This is a genomic window from Streptomyces sp. OZ13, from assembly GCF_052068155.1.
GTDB lineage: Bacteria > Actinomycetota > Actinomycetes > Streptomycetales > Streptomycetaceae > Streptomyces.
Genome location: NZ_JBQHCZ010000002.1, coordinates 430,723 through 450,820 on the forward strand (window position 1 = coordinate 430,723; position 20,098 = coordinate 450,820).

Consider the following 20,098-nt stretch of genomic DNA (forward strand, 5'->3'; position numbering starts at 1 on the left):
CTTGGAAAAGGTCAGTTCGAAGTGACGGCAGCGGTCAACGTTCCGGCGGGCAGGCCCAGTTCGCGTTCCGCGGTGGTGACGGCCATGCGTACGACGGCGGGCGGGCGGTCGCCGGTGCCGCTGTTGGCGTGGACGCCGAGACCGTCGATGACGACGAGGATCTGAATGGCCGTCACCGCCGGGTCGGCGGTGCGGAACTCGCCCTGGTCGACCCCGTCACGGATGAGACCGCCGAGCCGGTCGCGCCACGCGGCCTCCTGTACGGCGACACGCTCGCGCAGGGCGGGCCGGTAGCGGCTGAGGTGCCGGGCGTTGAGCCAGAGCCGGCTGATGTCGTCGTACTCCGGTCCCGTCGCGCGGGCGAAGAACCGCGCCAAGTGGTGCGTGGGCGTGGCCCCTGCCCGGTCGGCCGGGAGGAGGCCGTCGAGCTCGGAACCGGCGGCGGTGCCGTACGCCTCGGCCACCAGGTCCTCCACCGCGGGGAAGTAGTGACTGATCAGTCCCGGGCGGACGTCGAGCTCCTCCGCGATGCGCCGGAGCGTGATGCATTCCAGCCCCTCGGTCAGGGCGACCATCGCGGCCGCCGCAACGATTTCCGCACGTCTATCGGCCGGAGACTTGCGGATTCGTTTGTTCTGAGTGCTTGACGACATGGAATCGATGCTATTGAGTTTGCGACCAACAAACAAGCAGGTGGGTAGACCAGCACCCGGAGGGGCCCATGGCGTCCACGATTCCCGACCACCCGCGTCCCGGCACGCACGCCACGCCCGACGGGGCCTCCCAGCCGCCGGAGGACCGCCCGGTCCGCGTCGAGGCGCACGGCATCGACCACATCCCCGACCACGAGCGCCATGGCCGGCCACGCCGGCTCTTCTCCGTCTGGGCGGCGGCCAACGTCAACTACCTCAGCCTGGTCGTCGGCGGAGCCCTGGTCCTCATGGGCCTGAGCCTGTGGCAGGCCCTCGCCGTGATCGTGGTGGGCAACCTGTTCTGGGTCCTCACCGGGCTGCTCTCCGTCTCCGGCCCGGCCGCCGGCGCGCCCAGCGAGGTGATCACACGGGCGATGTACGGGATCAGGGGCAACCGCGTGAACAACGCGATCGTCGGCTGGATGATCTCCGTCTGCTACTTCGCCCTCAACCTGGCCGCCGCCGCGACCGCCGCCTTCGCCCTCGTGGAGAAGGCCGGCATCACGGCGGACACCGGCGTCAAGGTCGCCGTGGTGGTGGTCGTCGCCGCCCTCACCCTGGCCATCGGCGTCTACGGCCACGGCATGATCATGAAGCTGTACCTCCCGATCACGCTGGCCCTCACGGCAGCCTTCGCCGTCGTGGCCGTCGCCGTCGTCCGGCACACCGACTTCGGCTACACGCCGGCCGAGCCGCTGACCGGCGTCGACCTGTGGACGGTCCTTCTCGCCGGTGTCACCCTCGTCGGATCCGGCCCGCTCTCGTACACCACCAGCGCCGACTTCTCCCGCTATCTGCCCCGCACTACGTCGGCGAAGGCGGTCATCGGCTGGACCGCTCTGGGTGGCTTCGTGCCGAGCGTCGTCGTCAGCTCACTCGGCGCCTTCGCCGCGACCGCGGTCGACATGACCGACCCGCAGACCGGACTCGAGACGATCCTTCCCGGCTGGTTCCACCCGGTGTTCCTGCTCGCGCTGATCGTCGGCACCATCGCCATCAACGCCCTGACCGCCTACAGCGCCGGCCTCGCCCTCCAGGCCGTCGGCCTCCGCATCCGCCGCTCCCGCAGCGTGCTCGTCGACGGGGCCGCCGCCGTCTCGCTCACCCTGTACGGGCTCCTCGTCTCCAACTTCCTCGACACCGTCAGCAACGTCCTCCAGTTGACCGTCGTCCTCCTCGGTCCCGCCATGGCCGTCTACGCCACCGACATCCTGATACGCCGTAACCGCTACGACGGGCCCGTGCTCATGGACGAGACCACCGGCAGCCCCTTCTGGTACACCGCCGGCGTCAACCCGGCGGGCGCCGTCGCCCTCGTCTCCGGCGTCGCCGCGGCGGCCCTCAGCGTGAACACGCTCTACACGGGGCCCGTGGCGCGTGCCCTGGGCGGAGTGGACCTCGCCCTGCCCGTCGGCATGATCGTCGCCGCATGCGTCTACGCGCTCATGATGCGGAACTCCGACGACGTGCGCGCCTCGCGGAGCCCGACCGCGTGAGCGAGCCGGACCCTGTGCCGTGTCCGGTCCGTACCGGCGCCGACCACCTACAAGGTGCCGTCGTCGACCACCGCGGCTACCTGCCGGTGGGTGCCGGCGGTCAGGTACCGGGCCGGGAAGGGCCCTCAGGTCGGCCGGGCCGTGATCGAGCCGTCCGGCTCGGCCTGCACGCGGACGCCCAGGCCGTGGCTGATCCGGCCCAGGACATCGTGCACGAGACGGCAGTCGGACGCGGAGGCGTGCGTCAGCCGCAGCCGCCGCGCCTGCAGGGGAACGATCCTGACCTCGTGGAGAGCGCCGGTGGCGGGATCGACCGAGGCGAGGTGCAGCAGACGCAGGTCGTCCCGGTACCGCTCGTAGCCGCCGATGCCCTCGTAGTCGTTGATCAGGTCCCCGCAGCCGTAGAGGACGAGTCGGCCGCGGTACACCTCCACGGGCCGCGGATGGTGGGACGAGTGCCCGTGCACGATGTCCGCGCCGCCGTCGATCAGCGCGTGGGCGAAACGCACTTCGCCGCGCGGGACCTGGTAACCCCAGTTGGATCCCATGTGCACGGACACGACCGTCACGTCGCCCGGCCGCCTCACCTCGCGCAGCCGAGCCGTCACGTCCGCCGCGACGGCGGGCGACGGGTCGGCGGCGAAGTGGACCCCGCTGCGCCGTGCGGTGGCCGCCCACTCCGGCGGGACACCGCTGGACTCCGTGCCGAGTGAGACGACGAGCACCCGCCGGCCGCCGTCCAGCGGGAGGCTCGCGCACCGCCGGGCGGCCGCCAGGTCCCGTCCCGCGCCGGCCGTGCGCAGGCCCGCGTCCGCGAGGACCGCGAGTGTCTCCTCCAGCCCTCGGCGGCCGTAGTCCAGGACATGGTTGTTGGCGAGGACGCAGACATCGGGACGGGCCGCCGTCAGGCAGGGCAGATTCGCAGGGTTCATCCGGTAGAGGACCTCCTTGCCGTCGGTCGCGTCGTCGCTCCGCGTCACTGAGGTCTCGAGATTCAGCACCCGCACGTCGGGCCCGGCTTCGTCGAGCACCGGCAGCGCGTCGCCCCAGGGCCAGGAGAAGGGGACCGGGCGGGGAACCTTGCCGTTCACCGCCTCCGCCATCTCGACGTAGGCACGCGCGTCGCGGACGTAGGGCTCGGACAGGGCCGGATCGCCGGGGTGCGGAAGGATCTGGTCCACGCCGCGGCCGAGCATCACGTCACCGCTGAGGAACAGGGTGACGAGGCCACTGCCCATGGCTCCACGGTAGTCCGCTCCGTCACGGTGCCGTCCCGGCCGCTTCTGCCGTCACCCACGGGCGGATCGGGCCGGCTCGCGACGACCGGCTACCGTCGGGCGGATGCCGAAGCTGAAGGAGAACCGATGAGGCGGGTACTGGTCACCGGAGCGTCGCGGGGGATCGGCCGCGCCGTCGCGGTGGCGTTCGCGGAACAGGGCGACGCCGTGGCGGTCCATTACGCGGCCCGGCGCGAGGACGCCGAGGAGACACTGCGGCGGTTGCCCGGCCACGGCCACACTCTTGTCGCCGGCGACATCAGCGATCCGGCCGTGGCGCGACGCATCGTCGACGATGCCGTGGCGACGCTGGGCGGGGTCGAGGTCCTGGTCAACAACGCCGCCGTCGCGCCCTCCGCCGAGAACCGGCACTGCGTGGCCGACGTCTCCTACGAGGATTGGCAGCGGTCCTGGCAGCGCATGATCGACGTCAATCTGCTCGGCGCGGCGAACCTGACGTACGGCGTCGCCAGGCACCTCGTCGACCGGGGCGCGACGGGCAGCATCGTCAACGTCGGCTCCCGCGGCGCGTTCCGGGGAGAGCCCGACTTCCCCGCGTACGGCGCGAGCAAGGCCGCGCTGCACGCGTTCGGGCAGTCGATGGCCGTCGCACTGGCGCCGCACGGGATCTCGGTGACGTCCGTGGCCCCGGGCTTCGTCGCGACGGAACGGCAGGCCGAGAAGCTGGCGGGGCAGGGCGGCGAGGCGCTGCGTGGCGAAAGCCCCTTCGGGCGGGTCGGGACGGCCGAGGAGGTGGCAGAGGCCGTGCTCTACCTCGCCTCACCCGGGGCCGTCTGGTCGTCCGGGGCGGTGCTCGACCTCAATGGCGCGTCCCACCTGCGCACTTGAGGGTGAGGCGCGAGGGGACGCCGGGCGGTCGCGGACGATGACAGGCCCCGGCGCGCGGGGCTCGCCGCAGCCGGGGGCCGTGCGGGGCCGCGCAGGGCCGACGGGCCCGGGAGGGTGGTGGTCGCCGTGCCCGGCCCGACACACCGCCGACCCGGCTCGAACGTCATCGGCTCCCCTCCACCACACCGTCCCCGCCCCCGTTCCCGGTGTTACGTCGCCAGCAGGCCGCTGATCTCCTCATGCAGCCCGCTCGGCACACGGACGTTCCAGCGTTCGGCGGCCTCGGCGACCAGGTCCCGGCTCCAGCGCCAGCCGTTGCGGGCCGCCGTGCGTACCTCCTCCTCGCGGGCGGCGGCGGTGCCGGCCGTGTAGCGGGCGCGGTCGGCGGCGGGCAGATCCTGTTCCAAAGCCCGGCTGGGGGTCAGCCAGTGGGCGGTGCTGTCGCGCAGGAGACGGCAGAGCTGCAGTTGCTGCGGCGCGACGACCGAGTGCAGCAGGGCGTGGGCGCGGGCCACTTCGCCGCGGGCCAGGACGTGGGCCAGCATGAGCGTCCAATTGGTCAGCTCGTCGGTGAGCTGCTGGGCGGTGCCGGCGGGCTCCGGCGGCCGGAACGCAGCGAGGCGCCGGGCGGCCCGCGTCAGACGGCCGGTGCGGTCCAGCAGGACAGCGGCCTCGGGACGGGGAAGGTGCACCGTCCCCTCCCAGGTGGGGACTTCGTCGATGCCGGCGCCGGCGGGCGTGATGTGGAACTCGCCGCGCATCAGGTCGTCGAAGACGACGGCGAGGATCCCGTACATGTTGGTGTACGCCAGCTCGAGCGGGGCGAGTTGTTCCAGGAACGCCCGGCCGTCGAAGTCACCGACGTGCTCGTCGTCGACGTACAGGTATGCCTCGATGTCGGAGTGTGCGTCGGCCTCGCCGAGGGTCCAGGACCCGTAGAGCAGAATGCCTTCCAGACGCTCTTCGGACCGGGCGATCTCCCGGAGCCGGGCGATGCGGGCGTCGAGTGCGGGGCAGGCGGAGCGAGAGGACATGATGGTGGCGGTCTCCTGAGTGAGCGCGCGGGCACGCGTGCGGACGCCCGGCACACTGCCGGGCGCGGATGGCTGTGGCCGTGACGGCCGGCTCAGGAGACGCCCATGGGGCGGGATTCTAGCGGCGCGGTGGGTCCGGGCGGGTCGGGCCCGCCGAGCGGGAGCCGGCCCCTGCCGCAGGTCCGACCGGATCTCGTAGAAATCTACGGACAGCCTGCGGCCGCTTTCATGTCTTTTACTCCTGGCACCTTCCACTCGGGTGGCTGTGTACTCCTCAACAAGTTGCAAGGAAGCAAGAGATGAGTGCCGTGGATTCCCTCCGGCCTGCCGCGGGGGGAGCACCGCCGTTGAGGCCGGCATCGGGAAATGAGGAGCGACCGTGACCGCACACACCCAGGAAACGAGTATCCAGGAACTCGAGCGCGGCTGGATGGACGAGGCGATCAGATCGGCATGCAACAGCGTGACGAACGGCGGCGGTCCGTTCGGCGCACTGGTCGCCAAGGGCGGCGAGATCGTCGCGATCAGCAACAACCAGGTCACAGCGACCCTGGACCCGACGGCGCACGCCGAGGTGAGCGCGATGCGCGCCGCCTGCAAGCAACTGGCCACCTTCTCGCTCGAGGGCTGCGTCCTGGTCACCTCGTGCGAGCCGTGTCCGATGTGCCTCTCCTCCGCGCTGTGGGCGCGCGTCGACCGTATCGTCTACGCCGCCGACCGGCACGATGCCGCGGTGGCCGGCTTCGACGACCGCAGGTTCTACGACCTGTTCGACAAGAAGCCCGCGTCGATGTGGCCGATGCCGGTCGAGCGGCTGGACCTGCCGAACCGTACGGCGCCGTTCGACGCGTGGCTGGCCAAGTCCGACCGCATCGACTACTGACACGGAAGTTCTCTCGGAGATCCGGTGGAAGCACACGTCGCACGCCACCATGGGACTCCTCGCCGCCGCACAGGCCACCGTCCGGGCCGAGGCCGGTGACCCCGCGAAGTGGTGAAGATCGTGTCCGGACCCGTTGTGCAGCCGGCCGCCCGGGCGTGAAGGACGGACGCCCCGGGCGGCGGGGGACGGAACCGACGCAGGTGCCGGTGGACGGGCCGACGCCCTGGGCACCGTCCACCGGCAGTGGCTGCGGCCAGGCCTCACACCGGACAGCGGGAGCGAACGGTTCGGCCGTCCCGGTCAGGCGGGCTGCCGCGCCGGGACCGCTGCGGGCAGACCGGCACGGGAGCCGACCGGCCTAGAAAGCCCGTAGTGGTCGCGCAGCGTGCTGCCGGTGTATTCGGTGCGGAACAGGCCGCGAGCCTGGAGGACCGGCACGACCTGGTCGACGAAGTGGTCGAGCCCGCCAGGGAAGTACGGCGGCATGATGTTGAAACCGTCGGCAGCTCCCTCGGTGAACCACTGCTGGAGGTGGTCGGCGATCTGCTCCGCGGTGCCGGCGATCACATGGTGACCACGACCGCCGCCGAGCCGGGCGATCAGCTCCCGCAGGGTGAGCCCCTCCCGCCGGGCCAGTTCGGCGACGAGCCTGAAGCGGCTCTTGTTGCCGTTGATGTCCCGCTCGTCCGGGAGTTCCGGCAGCGGCCCGTCCAGGGGCAGACCCGTCAGGTCGGTCCCGAGCATCCCGGAGAGCTGGGCCACGCCGTACTCGGGCACCTGGAGGTCCGTGAGCTGCTGTGCCAGGGCCCGGGCCTCCGCCTCGGTCGAACCGATCACCGGGCAGACGCCGGGCAGGATCCTCACGTCCTCCTCCGCGCGACCGTGGCGTGCCGCCCGGCTCTTGAGGTCCTTGTAGAACTCCTGCGCGTCGGCCAGGGTCTGCTGCGCGGTGAACACCGCTTCCGCGTACCGGGCGGCGAACTCCCTGCCCGCCTCCGACGATCCCGCCTGCACCAGCAGCGGGCGCCCCTGCGGAGAGCGGGGCACATTCAAGGGGCCGCGCACCTGGAAGTGCGTTCCCCGGTGGTCGATCGGCCGGACCTTGTCGGTGTCGGCGTAGACGCCGTTCGCTCGGTCGAGGACGATCGCGTCGTCCTCCCAGCTGTCCCACAGCTTCACGGCGACGTCGACGAACTCCCGCGCCCGCTCGTAGCGGAGGCCGTGCTCGAGGTGTTCGTCCCGCCCGAAGTTCCGGGCCTCGTCGACGTTTCCGGAGGTCACGATGTTCCATCCGGCCCGGCCGCCGCTCAGGTGGTCGAGGGAGGCGAACGCGCGGGCCGTGGTGAACGGTTCGTTGAACGTGGTCGAGACGGTGGCGATGAGCCCGATGTGCTCGGTGACGGCGGCCAGCGCCGACAGGAGCGTGAGCGGCTCGAAGCCGCCCAGGGCGTTGTGGCGGACATTGCCCGGCAGGGTCAGCCCGTCGGCGAGGAACACCGAGTCGAGCAGGCCCCGTTCGGCGGTCCTCGCCAGCTGCTGGAAGTACGTCAGGTCGGTGACGCGTTCCGGTTCGGTGAGGGGATGCCGCCAGGCGGCGTCGTGGTGGCCCGCGTTCATCAGAAAGGCGTTGAGGTGCAGGTGGCGAGGTGGCGAGGAAGGCATGGCGAAGTCCTTGGCGGTGAGGGAGGGGAAGACAGGGAGGGGGCGGAAGCGGCGGCAGCCGGCAGGAGCGGGAACGGGATCAGGCAGCAGAAGGGGCCGGTTCAGCCGTTCGCGGGGACCCGCCAGGAGCTGAGGCGCCGCTCCAAGGCGACAAGGAGCTGGTTGAACGCCACGCCGATCGCGGAGATCGTGATGATCCCGGCGTACATCTGCGGGATGGCGAAGTTGTACTGGGAGCTGTTGATCAGATGGCCGAGCCCCGCCTTGGCGCCGATCATCTCCGCCGCGACCAGCACCAGGATGGACACCGCCCCGGCGAGCCTGATCCCCGTGAAGACGGCCGGCACGGACGCCGGGAGGATCACCTTCTGGAACAGCCGGACGGGGGACAGGTCCAGCGACCGGGCGAGCCTCAGCAGCGTCGGATCCACGGAGCGCACCGCGCTGATCGTGCTCAGCAGCACCGGCCAGGTGCAGGCGTACACGACGATCGAGATCTTGGACGTCTCCCCGATGCCCAGCAACAGCACGAACACGGGCAGCAGGGCGAGGGCGGCGGTGTTGCGGAACACTTCCAGCAGCGGCCCGAGGAGGTCCGCCACCGGCCGGTACCAGCCGATCAGCAGCCCGAGAGGGACGGCGAGCGCCACCGCGATCCCGAAGCCGCTGAGTGAACGGGTGAGGCTGGCGCTCGCGTTGTCGGAGAGCTGTCCGTCGAGGGCGAGTTGCCACCACGCCTGGGCGACCTCACTGAACGGGGGCAGGAACGTCCGGTCGACCAGCCCGAAGCGGGGCGCCGCCTCCCACAGCAGGACCAGCGCCACGACCGCCACCGATTTGGTGCCGGCCCTGAGGAGGCCGTGCGCCGACCGCCGGGCGGCCCGGCGGAACCGCTTGCGGCGGGGCGGGGGAGCGGCCGGGACGGCCACCGGCTGCGGAGCGGCACCCTGGGGGCGCGCCACGGGATGCGGGGCGAGGCCGGTGCCTGCTTCGGTCACGGGACTCATACGGCGACTCCTTCTCTTTCCTCCTGCTGGGCCCTGGACACCTCATCGCGCAGCAGCGACCAGATCCGGTGCCGGTACCGGGCGAACTCGGGACTGGAGCGCGGATCGTCGCTGCTGGTGCGGGCGGGCAGGTCGATCGGTACGACTTCCTTGATCCGGCCGGGCCGGGAGGTCATGACGGCCACGCGCTGTCCCAGGTGGACGGCTTCGTCGATGCCGTGCGTGATGAACACGACCGTCTTTCCGGTGCGCCGCCAGATGCGCAGCAGTTCGTCCTGGAGGGACTCCCTGGTCTGGGCGTCCAGCGCCGCGAACGGCTCGTCCATCAGCAGTACGTCCGGGTCGTACGCGAGGCTCCGCGCGATCGCGACCCGTTGCCGCATGCCGCCCGACAGCTCGTGCGGATGACGGCCCTCGAACCCGCTCAGCCCCACCAGGTCCAGGAACTCCCTGGCGCGGGCGGTGCGTTCACGTCTCGGTACGCCGGTGGCCTCCAGACCGAACTCGACGTTGCCCTGGGCGGTGCGCCAGGGCAGCAGCGCGTACTGCTGGAACACGATGCCCCGGTCCAGACCGGGACCGGTGACCGGTGAGCCGTCGAGCAGGATGCTGCCCGAGGTGGGCCGGGACAGGCCGCCGAGCAGATCCAGCAGGGACGACTTGCCGCAGCCGCTGGGGCCCACCACGACGATGAACTCGCCGGCTCCCACCGTGAGGTCGATGCCGTCCAGGGCGGTGACCGCGGACCGTTCGCCGTCCCTGCCCTTGACGGGGAACTCCTTGCGCACACCGTCGAAGACGATCTTGGCCGTGTGCCCGTTCACGGAATCAGCCACGGTGCCCCTCACCTCCCGCTCGTCGCCGTCGCCGTCGCCGTCGGCGCCGAAGGCGACGGCGACGGCGACGGCGCGACGTTGTAGTCGTTGCTGTAGAGCGCGTCGAGCCGGACCCGGTCCCGGTCGATGTCGCCGCGCTCGGCCAGCCAGTCGATCCAGAGCCGGAATTCGTCACCGGCGATGCGACCGCCGGGCCGTGCGACGCCGAACGACCTCCAATAGCGCAGCGTGGCGACGTCCTCGTTCCGTCCACGCTTCTTGACGATCTCCGTCATGCGCGCGACGACCTCGTCGCGGGGCGTGGTGCGCGACCAGTCGAGCGCGCGCCCCACGCCGGTGACGAACGTCCGTACCGTGTCGGGGTTCTGCTCGATGAACCGCTCGGTCATGACATACGTCCCGGCGCTGAAGGAACCGAGGAGCTGGTGGTCGGTGAAGAGCGGCCGCAGGCCGCCGTTCGCGAGCGCCTTGTCCCGGAGCACGCCGCTCAGCACGGCGACGTCGATCTGTTTCTGGCGCAGGGACTGCTCGGTGTTGACCGGCGGTACGACGAGCGACTCGACCCGGGCGGCGTCCGCGGCGGAGACGCCGCCGCGCTGGAGGTATATGGCCAGCATGGCTTCCGAGTGCGCGCCAAGGGTGTTCATGCCGACCCTCTTGCCGATGAGGTCGCGTGCGGAGCGGATCGGGCTGTCGGCGAGTACGTAATAGCCGCTGTAGGCATCCTTGTCGGAGCCGTAGTAGCTGATGACGGCCTTGACCGGGGTGCCGTTGGCCGCGAGCTTGACCACCGCGCCGTTGAACGCGCCGCCGAAGTCGGTCTGGCCCGTGGCCGCCGACTGGATGTCCTGAGGGCCGCTGATGGTGTTGCCGACCCACTCCAGCTTCACGTCCTCCAGATGCCCGAGGTCCTGCGCGAGTTCTGCGGGGGTGACCTGGCCGGTCCAGCCCTGGTAGCGAAGGGTCCTGGTCCTGCCCTTGCCGGAGGACCCGCCCCCCACGGCCCTGCCGCAGCCGACCGCGACCGCCGAGAGACCGAGCAGGGCGAGGAACCGGCGTCGGTCCGCCGGGGGCAACGTACTCATGGGGAACTTCCTGTTCAGGGAGAGATGGGGAGACATGGTGAGAGAGCGGAGAGAGCGGGAAAGGAGGCGTACGGAGCTCAGGCGCTTGTGGTGAGGGTGAGTGACTCCCGGCCGGTGAGCGCACGGGTGAACCCGTCCACTGCCTCCAGCAGCCGCAGCTCCGCCGCCGGGTCGACCCGGCACGCGTCCGCCCCCAGACGCTCGATCGCCGAATCCAGCAGGAACGCACCGGGCACCACATGGCGGGCGCCCAGCGCCGACAGCACCGGGCGCAGGGCGTAGTCCATCGCGAGCATGTGCGCGAGGCTGCCGCCGGTAACGAGCGGCAGCACCGTTTTCCCGGCCAGCCCGGCCTGCGGCAGCAGATCGAGGAACACCTTCACAAGACCGCTGTACGAGGCCTTGTAAACAGGCGTGGCCACGACAACGCCCTCGGCGCCGGCCACAGCCTCCAGCGCCTGCACCAGCGCGGGGTGCGCGAGCGACCCCCTGAGCAGTTCCTGCGCGGGCAGGTCTCGTACGACGATGTGGTCCGCGCCCCGCCCACCGGCAGCGAGCCGGTGGAGCACATGATGGACCACGCGAGCGGTCCGGGAATCGGCGGACGGGCTTCCGGAAATGGCGACGACGGACGGCAAAGCAGCCTCCTGGACGAAATACGGCAGCCCGGCAGAATCGCAGCGGGGGAATGCCGAAAAGCAGGGCGGAGAACGGCGTGAAGAAAGGACGACTACCGGAGAAGGCCCAATCCGGGCCCGGCCGGGCCGCGAGCGCGGACGGGGCGAGGCCCGCGGACGGGCACCCCGCGGATCAGGCGAGGAGCGACCCGCCGGAGGGGCCGCCTAGCGGCCGCGGCGGCAGAACAGACAGAGGGCGCTTGCGTGCCGTCGAAGATCGACGTGCCGCCGCGCGGTGAAGTTCGCTGACTGGCTCACGCCCATGAGGCTGGCAGCGCGAATCGGCCACGTCAATGCGGGAAACGACCCCGTCTCACATGCCGAATATCTGGCCATGCGCCTGAAGTCCGCCGTTCACAAACCGCATTCGCAGCGCCGGGAGGCGGTGAATCGCCCGCAGCTGCGACGTGGGGGACGCGGCCGCTCGGAACCCGCGGGCACCGGACCCCGGACACAGCTGACCGGCCGGCGCGCAGTGCGCGCCGGCCGGTCACGAGGCACCCGTGTGCAGCGGGCCACAGGTCTACGGGGAAGCAGACCCGCGTGGCGAAACGGTGCAGCGGCCGTGCCTCGACATCGTCGGGCGGGTCGGGCCGCGGGTCCCGTTCGCCACGCGAAGGACGTCACATGTCGCCCGGTGCGATCCGGCCGCGCCAGCCGCCGGACTCGCCGCCCTGCTTCTCGATGTAGTCCTTGAACCTCCGCATGTCTGCCTTGACGCGCCGGTCGATGGTGCCGGTGACATCGGCGACCTTCTCCGCCGGACCGGACGGTTCGATGTCCATGACCAGCTCCACCCGTGTGTGCGTGTCATCCAGACGCTCGAAGCGGACGGTGCCCTTCTGCTGTGTGTCGCCACTGACGGTCCGCCAGGCGATCCGCTCGTCGGGGAACTGGTCGACGATCTCCGTGTCGAACTCGCGACGCACGCCGCCGATCTTGGTCGTCCAGTGGTTGTGGCGGTCGTCGATCTGCCGGATCTCCTCGACCCCCTCCATGAACCGGGGGAACTCCTCGAACATGGTCCACTGGTTGTACGCGGTCCGCACCGGAACCTCGACCTCGACGGCTTCCTTCACGGTGCTCATCAGTGCCTCCTTCTGTTCTGCGGCGATCCCTCTTTCAGCACGGCGACGGGCCGGTGTCGTGCCCGGACCGCCCGTGCTGATCCCCGGGTACCCAGTTCCGCCCGCTCCTCACGTCGCTCTTCTCCGCGCCCGGGCGCGACCGCCCGAATCGCCGCATCTGGCGGCCGCCGGAGCACGGCTCGTGGTCCCGGCTCCGGCGGTGTGCGGGTACGACTGCGTCTCGGCCGGGACCACGATCGGTCCCGGCCGGGACGCGGACCACGACGGGTCCCCTGGGATGTGCTCCCGCGATGATCAGTCCCGGGCCGGCCGCCCGGTCATCGTGTCCTCCTCCCCGACGTCCCGGCGGGCGCGTCGTTGATCACGAACTGTGAGCCCGGTTCGATGACCACATCGCCTTCGGCCGAGTTCGTGACGGTCACGTCCGTCAGCGTCGCGCTGCCACGGGCGCCGCCGTGCGCCAGGATGCCCGAGCCGTTGTTGGACCTGTCGATGAGGACGTTCTGGATCCGCACTCCCGGCACGGCGCCACCGCCCGACTTGAACTGGATTCCGTCGTACGTGGAGTCGCGGATCTCGGTGTCCCGGATGGTGACGCCGGGGATGTCCTGCCCAGCCGCGAAGAGCGTGATGGCGCCGAACTCCTGCGCCTCGCCCCAGAAGGCGCCGCCCGTGCGGTGCAGCGCGTTGCCGGCGATGAGGGTCCGGCCCGAGAAGGGAAGCGGATCGTGGTCGGTCGCCAGCATGATGCCGGGGTAGTTCATCGTGTCGGAGACCAGGTTGTTCTCGATGGTGTTTCCGTAGCCGCCGTAGATCGCGATGCCGTTGGCCCGCCAGGGCAGTTGGACGGTGTTGTTGCGGAAGTGGTTGTCGTGGCCGATGTCGGTGGCGGGGTCCTTGACGTACCGGCTTGCCCACACCGCGAGGGAGTCGTCACCGGTGTTGCGGAACGAGGAGTTGAACACCGTCGAGTTGCGCGTGCCGTTGGCGAAGTTGATGCCGTCGGCGTACGTGTTCCTGATGCGCATCCCGGTGAACTCGAGACCGTCTCCCGGACCCCACAGCTCGGGGATGTTGGAGTAGTCGCGGCCGACCCAGGCACCGACGTTGGCGTGCTCGATCCACACGTGGGAGATCTTGGTGTTCTGGCCGAACCGGCCGTTGAGAGCGACACCGCCCTCGGCGTTGCCGTCCCCGCCGCGGATGGTGCCCGAGCCGAAGATAGCGATGTCGGAGATCTTGGTGTTGTCGTCGATGTCGAAGCCGAAGTTGCCCTCGTGCGGGTGGTTGATGCCGCCCGCCTCGTGGGGCGGGGTCAGCGTGTAGAGCTGGGAGTGCCACATGCCCGCGCCGCGGATGGTGACGTTCCTGATGCCGACCTGGTTGTGGGTGCCACGGTCGAGCGGGTCGTCGGTGAGGATCTTCTGCTCCTGGCGCCACTGCCCCGCCGGGATCCACACGCAGCCGATGTCGCCTGCCTGGTCGGCGGTGACCGCACGCTGGATGGCGTCCGTGTCGTCGATGCCGTCGTTCGGCACCGCTCCGTAGGACGTGATCGAGGTGCACCCGTCCGGCCGGCCCGCCGGTGGGGCGACCTGCTCGAGGTCGATCAGGTCGATGATGTAGAAGGCCGCTGAGTCGCCCGCGTCGCGCTGGAGCCGGAACTTCGTTCCGGCCGGATGGGTCTGCGACAGCAGCGCGTGGGTCTCGTCGAACAGCCGCCTGGCATCGGCCTGCGGGGTGTTGGTCAGCCCTTCGGGGCTGTCGGTGTTGCCGTACAGCCAGCTGTGCTTGGACGAGAGGGTCAGCTTCCGCACGAAGGTGTTGTCGGCGTAGAGACTGATGGTGGCTTCCGCGCCTCCGCCGCCGGGCGCGTCGGGGACGGAGTTGCGCACGACGATCGAGTTGGACGCGTTGGTGGAGGTGAACTCGACGAATTGGCCGGTGGAGTTCAGCCGGACCGACATGCGGCCGGAGGACTCGGTGGCGAAGTTGGTGTGCCCGAACGTGCGCTTCTGGTCGGCGGTGAGCAGGGTGCCCTCGTAACGGGCGTCCTCCGCCTCGTACTCGGTGTACGGCACCGCGGCCCCCCGGCCGACGACCACGGAACGCGCGAACACGTTGTTGTTCTCGTCGGTCTCCGCGATCAGGCCCGTCGCGTCGGCGGTGGCCGTGAGCGTCGCTCCGCCGCTGGTGGCGGTCCAGCTGCCGCCGATGGGTACGTCGACCGTCCCGCCGGCGGGGACCTGGCCGGTCGTGCCCTGGAGTGTGGTGCTGCCCGCGACCAGGCGGGTGACGGTGCCGGTGCCGACGGCGGTGGTGCCGCGGTTGTGCACCGCCACGGTGAAGGTCACCGGGGCTCCGACGGCGGGGTTCGCCGGGTTGGTGGTGATGCCGCGGACCTCCAGGTCGGGTCCGGGGCTCTGGCCGACGACCAGCGGGGAGGCGGCCGTGCGGCTGTTGTTGGTGTCGTCGGTCTCCACGATCGTGTCGGTCGGGTCGACCACGGTCGTGACGGTGTACCTGCCCATGGGGCGTCTGCCGACGTCGACCGCGACGGTGGCCGTGGCGCCCGCGGCGAGGGCGCTCACCGGGGCGCTGCCCGCGACGATGCCTTCCAGGCTGACGTCGAGTGTGGTCGCGCCGGCCGGCGCCGTACCGGCGTTGCGTACCGTCGCGTTCACGGTCACGGCGTCCCTCTCGGAGGGAGAGGCCGGTGACCACGTCAGCTCCGTGAGCGTGAGGTCGGGGTTGGGCGCTGCCGTGCCGAGGACCTGGAACTCGGCCACCTGCCCGCCGGGGGCCCCGGTGTTGCCGAAGAACTTCAGCTGCACGTCGGCGTAGCGGCCGCTGACCGGAATGGACACCGTGTTCTGGTTGGTGGAGGGGGAGAAGCCGTAGTCGGCGCGGTCCTTCAGCGAGGTGAAGCCGGTCGCGGACTGCGCGCGGCCGAGCACCTGGATGCTCTGGGTCCGGGGACCCCATATCGGGTCGGGGTTCAGCTTGACCACGACGGCCTCGACGTCCGCGTCGGCGCCGAGCTTCACCGTCAGCGTCGAGGGATGGCCGCCGGCTTCCCAGTAGGTGGTGACACGGTCGTCGTTGGCGTTGGCGGCGACATACGACTGGGTCGTCGAGGACGCCTCGATCGGTTTGCCGCGGGCCAGATCGGCGCCGTCCACGGGCGGGTTGCCGGTGTCACCGAGCTCACCGTAGACCTCGATCTCGGAGAGCTGCGCGGCGTTCCAGCCGGTGTTGGCGGTGACGTGCACACGGATGTAGCGGATGTCGTCGGCGGTGACGTCTATGGCCACCGTGTTCGTCCGCGACGGGCTGAACGACCGGGCCGTGGCCGCGGAGAGCGTGCTGAAGGCGCCGCCGTCGCCGCTGCCCTGGATGCTCAGCGTCTCGGTGCGCGCCTCCCAGGTGGAGGGCAGTTTCAGCACCACCCGGTCCACGTCCGTTCTGCCCCCGAGGTCGACCTGGACCCATTGCGGGAAGCTGCCCGCAGGGCCCTCCCAGTACGAATGCCGGCTGCCGTCGGTGGTGTTGGCGGCGGGGTAGGACCCGTGGGAGCCGCCTGCGGTCGCGGTCCTGCCGAGGGCGAGGTTGGGGCTCGGATCAGCCGCGTGAGCAGTGCTGACGGGCAGCAGCCCGGCGGCGACCAGGCCGGCTACGAGTGTTCCCGGCAGTAGTCGCCATCTGAACAGTCTGCGTCTCATGGTGTCCTCGGTTCCGTAGGAGACGGCGGGCCCCGGAGCCGGTGCAGCGCTCCCGGGACGGAATTTGAGTGATTCAGTCGAATGTTTGCGCTGAGTGCGCTGACAGGTTTCTAGTGCCCGGTGCGTTTGTCAACGGCTCTTGCGTACCGGTCGCTCGAGGGTGCGAGGCTCTGTCGGCGCGCGCTGCCGCGATCCCGCGCGCAGGGGGAGTCTTCGGGCGCGCCTGCCCCGTCCTGCAACCAACTGTCAATCAATTACGGAACAAGCGCGAGATATTGCGTTCACCTGATGGTGATGATTGAGTGTGCGACGCCCGCCTCGCATCGACGGTGGGACGCCTTCCACGTTCATGCCCGAGGGGGACCATCCATGAGAAGTGCTCGGTTCCGTCGTTCACGCCGCGCCGGCGCGGTCACGTTCGTCTCCGCGCTCACGCTCACCGTGCTCGCCGCCTGCGGCACGAGCAGCAGCAGCGACAACAGCGGCGGATCCGGCAGCGGCGGCAACTCCGACCCCGCCGCTCCGCTGGACCCGAAGACGAAACTGACGCTCACGATCGACTGCATGCCGCCGGCCGCCAAGGCCGCCGAGCTCAAGCAGTGGAAGGAAGACGTCGCCGAGTTCAACAAGACGTATCCGAACATCACGATCGAGGGCCGCTCCACGCCCGGGCAGTGCCTGGAACCGCCGCGCTTCACCGCCATGCTGAAGGCGAAGTCCCAGCCGGACGTCTTCTACACGTACTTCACCGATCTGCCGCAGGTGCTGGACAACGACGGCGCCGCGGACATCACCGCGTACGTCACCGACAAGACCGTCCCGCTGCTGGGGGACATCGACCCGGACGTCCTGAACTCCCTCAAGCACGAAGGCAAGCTGTACGGCCTGCCCACCAGCAACTACACGATGGGCCTGCTCATCAACCGCAAGCTCTTCCAGCAGGCGGGCCTCGACCCGGACAACCCGCCCCGTACCTGGGCCGAGGTCCGAACGGCCGCGAAGAAGATCGCCGGCCTCGGCAACGGCATCGCCGGCTTCGGCGAGTACAGCGCCGGCAACACCGGCGGCTGGCACTTCACCGCACAGATGTACAGCCTCGGTGGCGACATCGTCGACGCGAGCGGAAAGAAGGCCGCCTTCAACAACGACATCGGCAAGCAGGTCGCGGCGAACCTCCACGCCATGCGCTGGCAGGACAGGAGCATGGGACAGACCCAGCTGCTGAAGTGGGGCGACCTCCAGAAGCAGATCGCCTCCGACAAGCTCGGGATGTTCCTGGCCGCCCCCGACGACATCACCTACATGGTCCAGCAACTCGGCGCCTCGTACGAGAACTTCGGCATGGGGCCGATACCCGGTGAGCGCAGCACACTGGCCGGCGGCAACAACTACATGATCAAGAAGGGGATCTCCGCCGACAAGATCAAGGCTGCCGTCGCCTGGCTCAACTTCAAGAACCTCACCGTCGGCAAGGGACAGTTCGACTGGGCGCGCAGCAAGGCGGACAAGCTGCCGGTCGGACTCCCGCAGCCCAACTTCTGGCTCGACGGATCCAAGAGCAAGGACGACGCGGCCCGCACCCGGCACGCCACCATGCCCGTCGCCAACTTCAAGACCTTCATGGACAACCCGGTCCCGGGCAAGGCAGAACCGCCCAAGGCCCAGGAGATCTACAAGGTCCTCGACAACGTGATGTCCGGCATCCTCACCAACGAGGACGCCGACATCGACAAGCTCCTCACGACCGCGGCGTCACAGGTCGATCAGGTGCTCGCCACCGGGTGACCACCAGGGGGACCGGGCCCGCCCGGCCCCGTGCACCCCGCCGACGCGCCGGCCGCGAGAGCCGGCGCGCCGGCACCGTCACGTCGGCACGACGCACCAAGGAGCAACCATGTCGGCCCCCACCATGACCACGGACAAGGCGGCCGGGCCCCGCCGCTCGCAGCACCGCGGGGACGTCCCGCGGCCCGGCGGCGGAAGCTTCGCCAAGGCCCTTCGCCGCAATCTCACGGCCCACGGATTCCTGATCGGCGCCGTGCTCTGCTTCTCGTTCTTCTCCTGGTACCCGATGGTCAGGGAGTTCCTCCTCGCCTTCCAGAAGACCGAGGGCGGACAGACCACCTGGGCCGGCTGGTCCAACCTCACCACCGTCTTCAACGACCCGGCCTTCTGGCAGGCATGGCGCAACACCGCACTGTTCACGGTCCTGGCGCTGCTCCTCGGCTTCGCCGTGCCGTTCGTCGTCGCCGTCGTGCTCAACGAGTTCCGCCACGCCCAGGGCTACCTGCGCATGCTGGTCTACCTGCCGGTGATGCTGCCGCCGGTCGCGTCGGTGCTGCTGTTCAAGTACCTCTACGATCCGGGCTACGGACTCTTCAACGAGATCCTCGGATTCTTCGGCCTGCCCGCCCAGCAGTGGCTCCAGGACCCCGACACCTCCATGCTCTCCGTCGTCATCGCGGCGACCTGGATGAACATGGGCGGCGCCACCCTGATCTACCTGGCGGCGCTCCAGGGCATCCCGGGGGAGCTCTACGAAGCGGCCGAACTCGACGGCGCCGGCGTCCTCCGGAAGATCTGGCACGTCACCGTCCCGCAGACCCGCCTCATCCTCTCGCTGATGCTGCTCATGCAGGTCATCGCGACCATGCAGGTGTTCGTGGAGCCCTTCCTGCTCACCGGCGGCGCGGGCCCGGAGGGCTCGACCACCACCGTCGTGTATCTCATCTACCAGTACGCCTTCAACTTCAACAACTACGGCGCCGCGGCGGCGCTCGGCCTGGTGCTGCTCGTGCTGCTCGCCGGATTCTCGGCCGTGTACGTGAAGCTCAGCCGCGCCGAGGACGAGTAGGACGGGAACCGACAGATGACCACACGCACTCTCATCTCGCCGGCCCAGCTGGCAAGGCCCCGCGGCAAGGTCCTCTACTGGGTCACCTTCACCCTGGTCGTCGTCCTGTTCACACTGGTCTTCCTGGGCCCGCTGTACTGGATGGTCTCCGGCGGACTGAAGACCACCCAGGAAGTCGTCCAGACCCCGCCGACCCTCGTACCGGACGCCCTCCATCCGGAGAACTACTCACGCGCCTGGGAGGTCATGGACCTGGCCCGGCTGCTGTTCAACACCCTCTACTACGCCTTCGGGGCCCTCGCCTTCCAGCTGGTCCTCGACGTGGCCGCGGCCTACTCGCTGTCCCGGCTCAGACCCGTCTTCGGCAAGGCGATCCTCGGCATGATGCTCGCCACGCTCATGATCCCGGCGACCGTGCTCGTCGTGCCCCAGTATCTGACCGTGCTCGACGTGCCGGTCTTCGAACGCAACCTGCTCAACTCGCCCTGGGCGATCTGGCTGCCGTCCGTCACCAACGCCTTCAACATCTTCCTGCTGAAGCGCTTCTTCGACTCCATCCCGAAGGAGCTCCTCGACGCGGCCTCCATGGACGGCGCCAGTCCCCTGCGCACGCTCCGGTCGATCGTGCTGCCCATCTCACGGCCCATTCTGGGAGTCGTGTCCATCTTCGCGGTGGTCGGCGTCTGGAAGGACTTCCTCTGGCCGATGCTCACCCTGCCCGACCCGACCAAGCAGACGCTGAACGTCGGCATCTACTCACTGTCCACCGGTGTGCCCGAGAACATCCTGATAGCGGCGCTCACCATCGCCTCCATACCGACGCTGCTCATCTTCCTCCTCTTCCAGCGCAGCATCATGAGCGGACTCACCGCTGGCGGCCTCAAGGGCTGACAGGCCCGGCGCCGCCCTCGCGCCCCCGCCCCCGCGCTCACCCAT

General features: G+C 70.0%; 17 protein-coding genes. 6 read left to right on the plus strand and 11 right to left on the minus strand.

Features of this window, described 5'->3' with window-relative positions:
• Nucleotides 1–11: 11 nt before the first annotated feature.
• On the minus strand, nucleotides 12–653 hold the full coding sequence (locus ACTMTU_RS05610) for a TetR/AcrR family transcriptional regulator (protein ID WP_441262330.1): 642 nt from the start codon (nucleotides 651–653) through the stop codon (nucleotides 12–14).
• Nucleotides 654–721: 68 nt separating this feature from the next.
• Here ACTMTU_RS05610 and ACTMTU_RS05615 point away from each other — a divergent pair, with 68 nt between their 5' ends.
• A complete protein-coding gene (locus ACTMTU_RS05615) occupies nucleotides 722–2,188 on the plus strand; it encodes a purine-cytosine permease family protein (RefSeq protein ID WP_441262331.1) in 1,467 nt (488 codons plus the stop codon).
• A 125-nt stretch (nucleotides 2,189–2,313) separates the two neighbouring features.
• Here the strand turns inward: ACTMTU_RS05615 and ACTMTU_RS05620 are convergent, their stop codons facing one another.
• Nucleotides 2,314–3,426 carry a CapA family protein gene (locus ACTMTU_RS05620; protein ID WP_441262332.1) on the minus strand — a complete coding sequence of 371 codons (1,113 nt, stop codon included), beginning with the start codon at nucleotides 3,424–3,426 and terminating at the stop codon, nucleotides 2,314–2,316.
• Between the two features lie 126 nt (nucleotides 3,427–3,552).
• Here ACTMTU_RS05620 and ACTMTU_RS05625 point away from each other — a divergent pair, with 126 nt between their 5' ends.
• Nucleotides 3,553–4,314 carry an SDR family NAD(P)-dependent oxidoreductase gene (locus ACTMTU_RS05625; protein ID WP_441262333.1) on the plus strand — a complete coding sequence of 254 codons (762 nt, stop codon included), beginning with the start codon at nucleotides 3,553–3,555 and terminating at the stop codon, nucleotides 4,312–4,314.
• 209 nt (nucleotides 4,315–4,523) lie between these two features.
• Here ACTMTU_RS05625 and ACTMTU_RS05630 read toward each other — a convergent pair whose 3' ends face one another.
• Complete coding sequence (locus ACTMTU_RS05630; RefSeq protein ID WP_441262334.1) at nucleotides 4,524–5,348, minus strand: nucleotidyltransferase domain-containing protein; 825 nt, start codon at nucleotides 5,346–5,348, stop codon at nucleotides 4,524–4,526.
• A gap of 379 nt (nucleotides 5,349–5,727) precedes the next feature.
• On the opposite strand from ACTMTU_RS05630, the gene ACTMTU_RS05635 reads away from it, so the two are divergent.
• Nucleotides 5,728–6,231, plus strand: a complete 504-nt coding sequence (locus ACTMTU_RS05635) for a nucleoside deaminase (RefSeq protein ID WP_441262335.1) — start codon at nucleotides 5,728–5,730, stop codon at nucleotides 6,229–6,231.
• A gap of 300 nt (nucleotides 6,232–6,531) precedes the next feature.
• Here the strand turns inward: ACTMTU_RS05635 and ACTMTU_RS05640 are convergent, their stop codons facing one another.
• The 8 genes from ACTMTU_RS05640 to ACTMTU_RS05675 all read right to left on the minus strand — a co-directional run bounded on the left by ACTMTU_RS05640 (nucleotide 6,532) and on the right by ACTMTU_RS05675 (nucleotide 16,308).
• Complete coding sequence (locus ACTMTU_RS05640) at nucleotides 6,532–7,893, minus strand: LLM class flavin-dependent oxidoreductase (protein WP_441262336.1); 1,362 nt, start codon at nucleotides 7,891–7,893, stop codon at nucleotides 6,532–6,534.
• A 101-nt stretch (nucleotides 7,894–7,994) separates the two neighbouring features.
• On the minus strand, nucleotides 7,995–8,900 hold the full coding sequence (locus ACTMTU_RS05645; protein WP_441262337.1) for an ABC transporter permease: 906 nt from the start codon (nucleotides 8,898–8,900) through the stop codon (nucleotides 7,995–7,997).
• The gene (locus tag ACTMTU_RS05650; protein ID WP_441262338.1) at nucleotides 8,897–9,736 is read right to left on the minus strand and encodes an ABC transporter ATP-binding protein; all 840 of its coding nucleotides are present in this window, start codon (nucleotides 9,734–9,736) and stop codon (nucleotides 8,897–8,899) included. The genes ACTMTU_RS05645 and ACTMTU_RS05650 overlap by 4 nt, the downstream gene beginning before the upstream one ends.
• 8 nt (nucleotides 9,737–9,744) lie before the next feature.
• On the minus strand, nucleotides 9,745–10,821 hold the full coding sequence (locus ACTMTU_RS05655; RefSeq protein ID WP_441262339.1) for an ABC transporter substrate-binding protein: 1,077 nt from the start codon (nucleotides 10,819–10,821) through the stop codon (nucleotides 9,745–9,747).
• Between the two features lie 77 nt (nucleotides 10,822–10,898).
• Nucleotides 10,899–11,459 (minus strand): NADPH-dependent FMN reductase, encoded by a 561-nt coding sequence (gene ssuE / locus ACTMTU_RS05660; RefSeq protein ID WP_441262340.1) that lies wholly within the window; start codon nucleotides 11,457–11,459, stop codon nucleotides 10,899–10,901.
• Nucleotides 11,460–11,663: 204 nt separating this feature from the next.
• Nucleotides 11,664–11,834: a putative leader peptide gene (locus ACTMTU_RS05665; protein WP_441262341.1), complete on the minus strand. Its 171-nt coding sequence runs from the start codon at nucleotides 11,832–11,834 to the stop codon at nucleotides 11,664–11,666.
• Between the two features lie 287 nt (nucleotides 11,835–12,121).
• Nucleotides 12,122–12,586 carry an SRPBCC family protein gene (locus ACTMTU_RS05670; protein ID WP_189476751.1) on the minus strand — a complete coding sequence of 155 codons (465 nt, stop codon included), beginning with the start codon at nucleotides 12,584–12,586 and terminating at the stop codon, nucleotides 12,122–12,124.
• Between the two features lie 317 nt (nucleotides 12,587–12,903).
• On the minus strand, nucleotides 12,904–16,308 hold the full coding sequence (locus ACTMTU_RS05675; protein ID WP_441262342.1) for a CARDB domain-containing protein: 3,405 nt from the start codon (nucleotides 16,306–16,308) through the stop codon (nucleotides 12,904–12,906).
• A 369-nt stretch (nucleotides 16,309–16,677) separates the two neighbouring features.
• Between ACTMTU_RS05675 and ACTMTU_RS05680 the strand changes: the two genes are divergently transcribed.
• The 3 genes from ACTMTU_RS05680 (at nucleotide 16,678) to ACTMTU_RS05690 (ending at nucleotide 20,053) form a co-directional block, all read left to right on the plus strand.
• Nucleotides 16,678–18,093, plus strand: a complete 1,416-nt coding sequence (locus tag ACTMTU_RS05680) for an extracellular solute-binding protein (RefSeq protein WP_441262343.1) — start codon at nucleotides 16,678–16,680, stop codon at nucleotides 18,091–18,093.
• A 109-nt stretch (nucleotides 18,094–18,202) separates the two neighbouring features.
• Nucleotides 18,203–19,162 carry a carbohydrate ABC transporter permease gene (locus tag ACTMTU_RS05685; protein WP_441262344.1) on the plus strand — a complete coding sequence of 320 codons (960 nt, stop codon included), beginning with the start codon at nucleotides 18,203–18,205 and terminating at the stop codon, nucleotides 19,160–19,162.
• Nucleotides 19,163–19,177: 15 nt separating this feature from the next.
• A complete protein-coding gene (locus tag ACTMTU_RS05690; protein WP_441262345.1) occupies nucleotides 19,178–20,053 on the plus strand; it encodes a carbohydrate ABC transporter permease in 876 nt (291 codons plus the stop codon).
• Nucleotides 20,054–20,098: the final 45 nt, after the last annotated feature.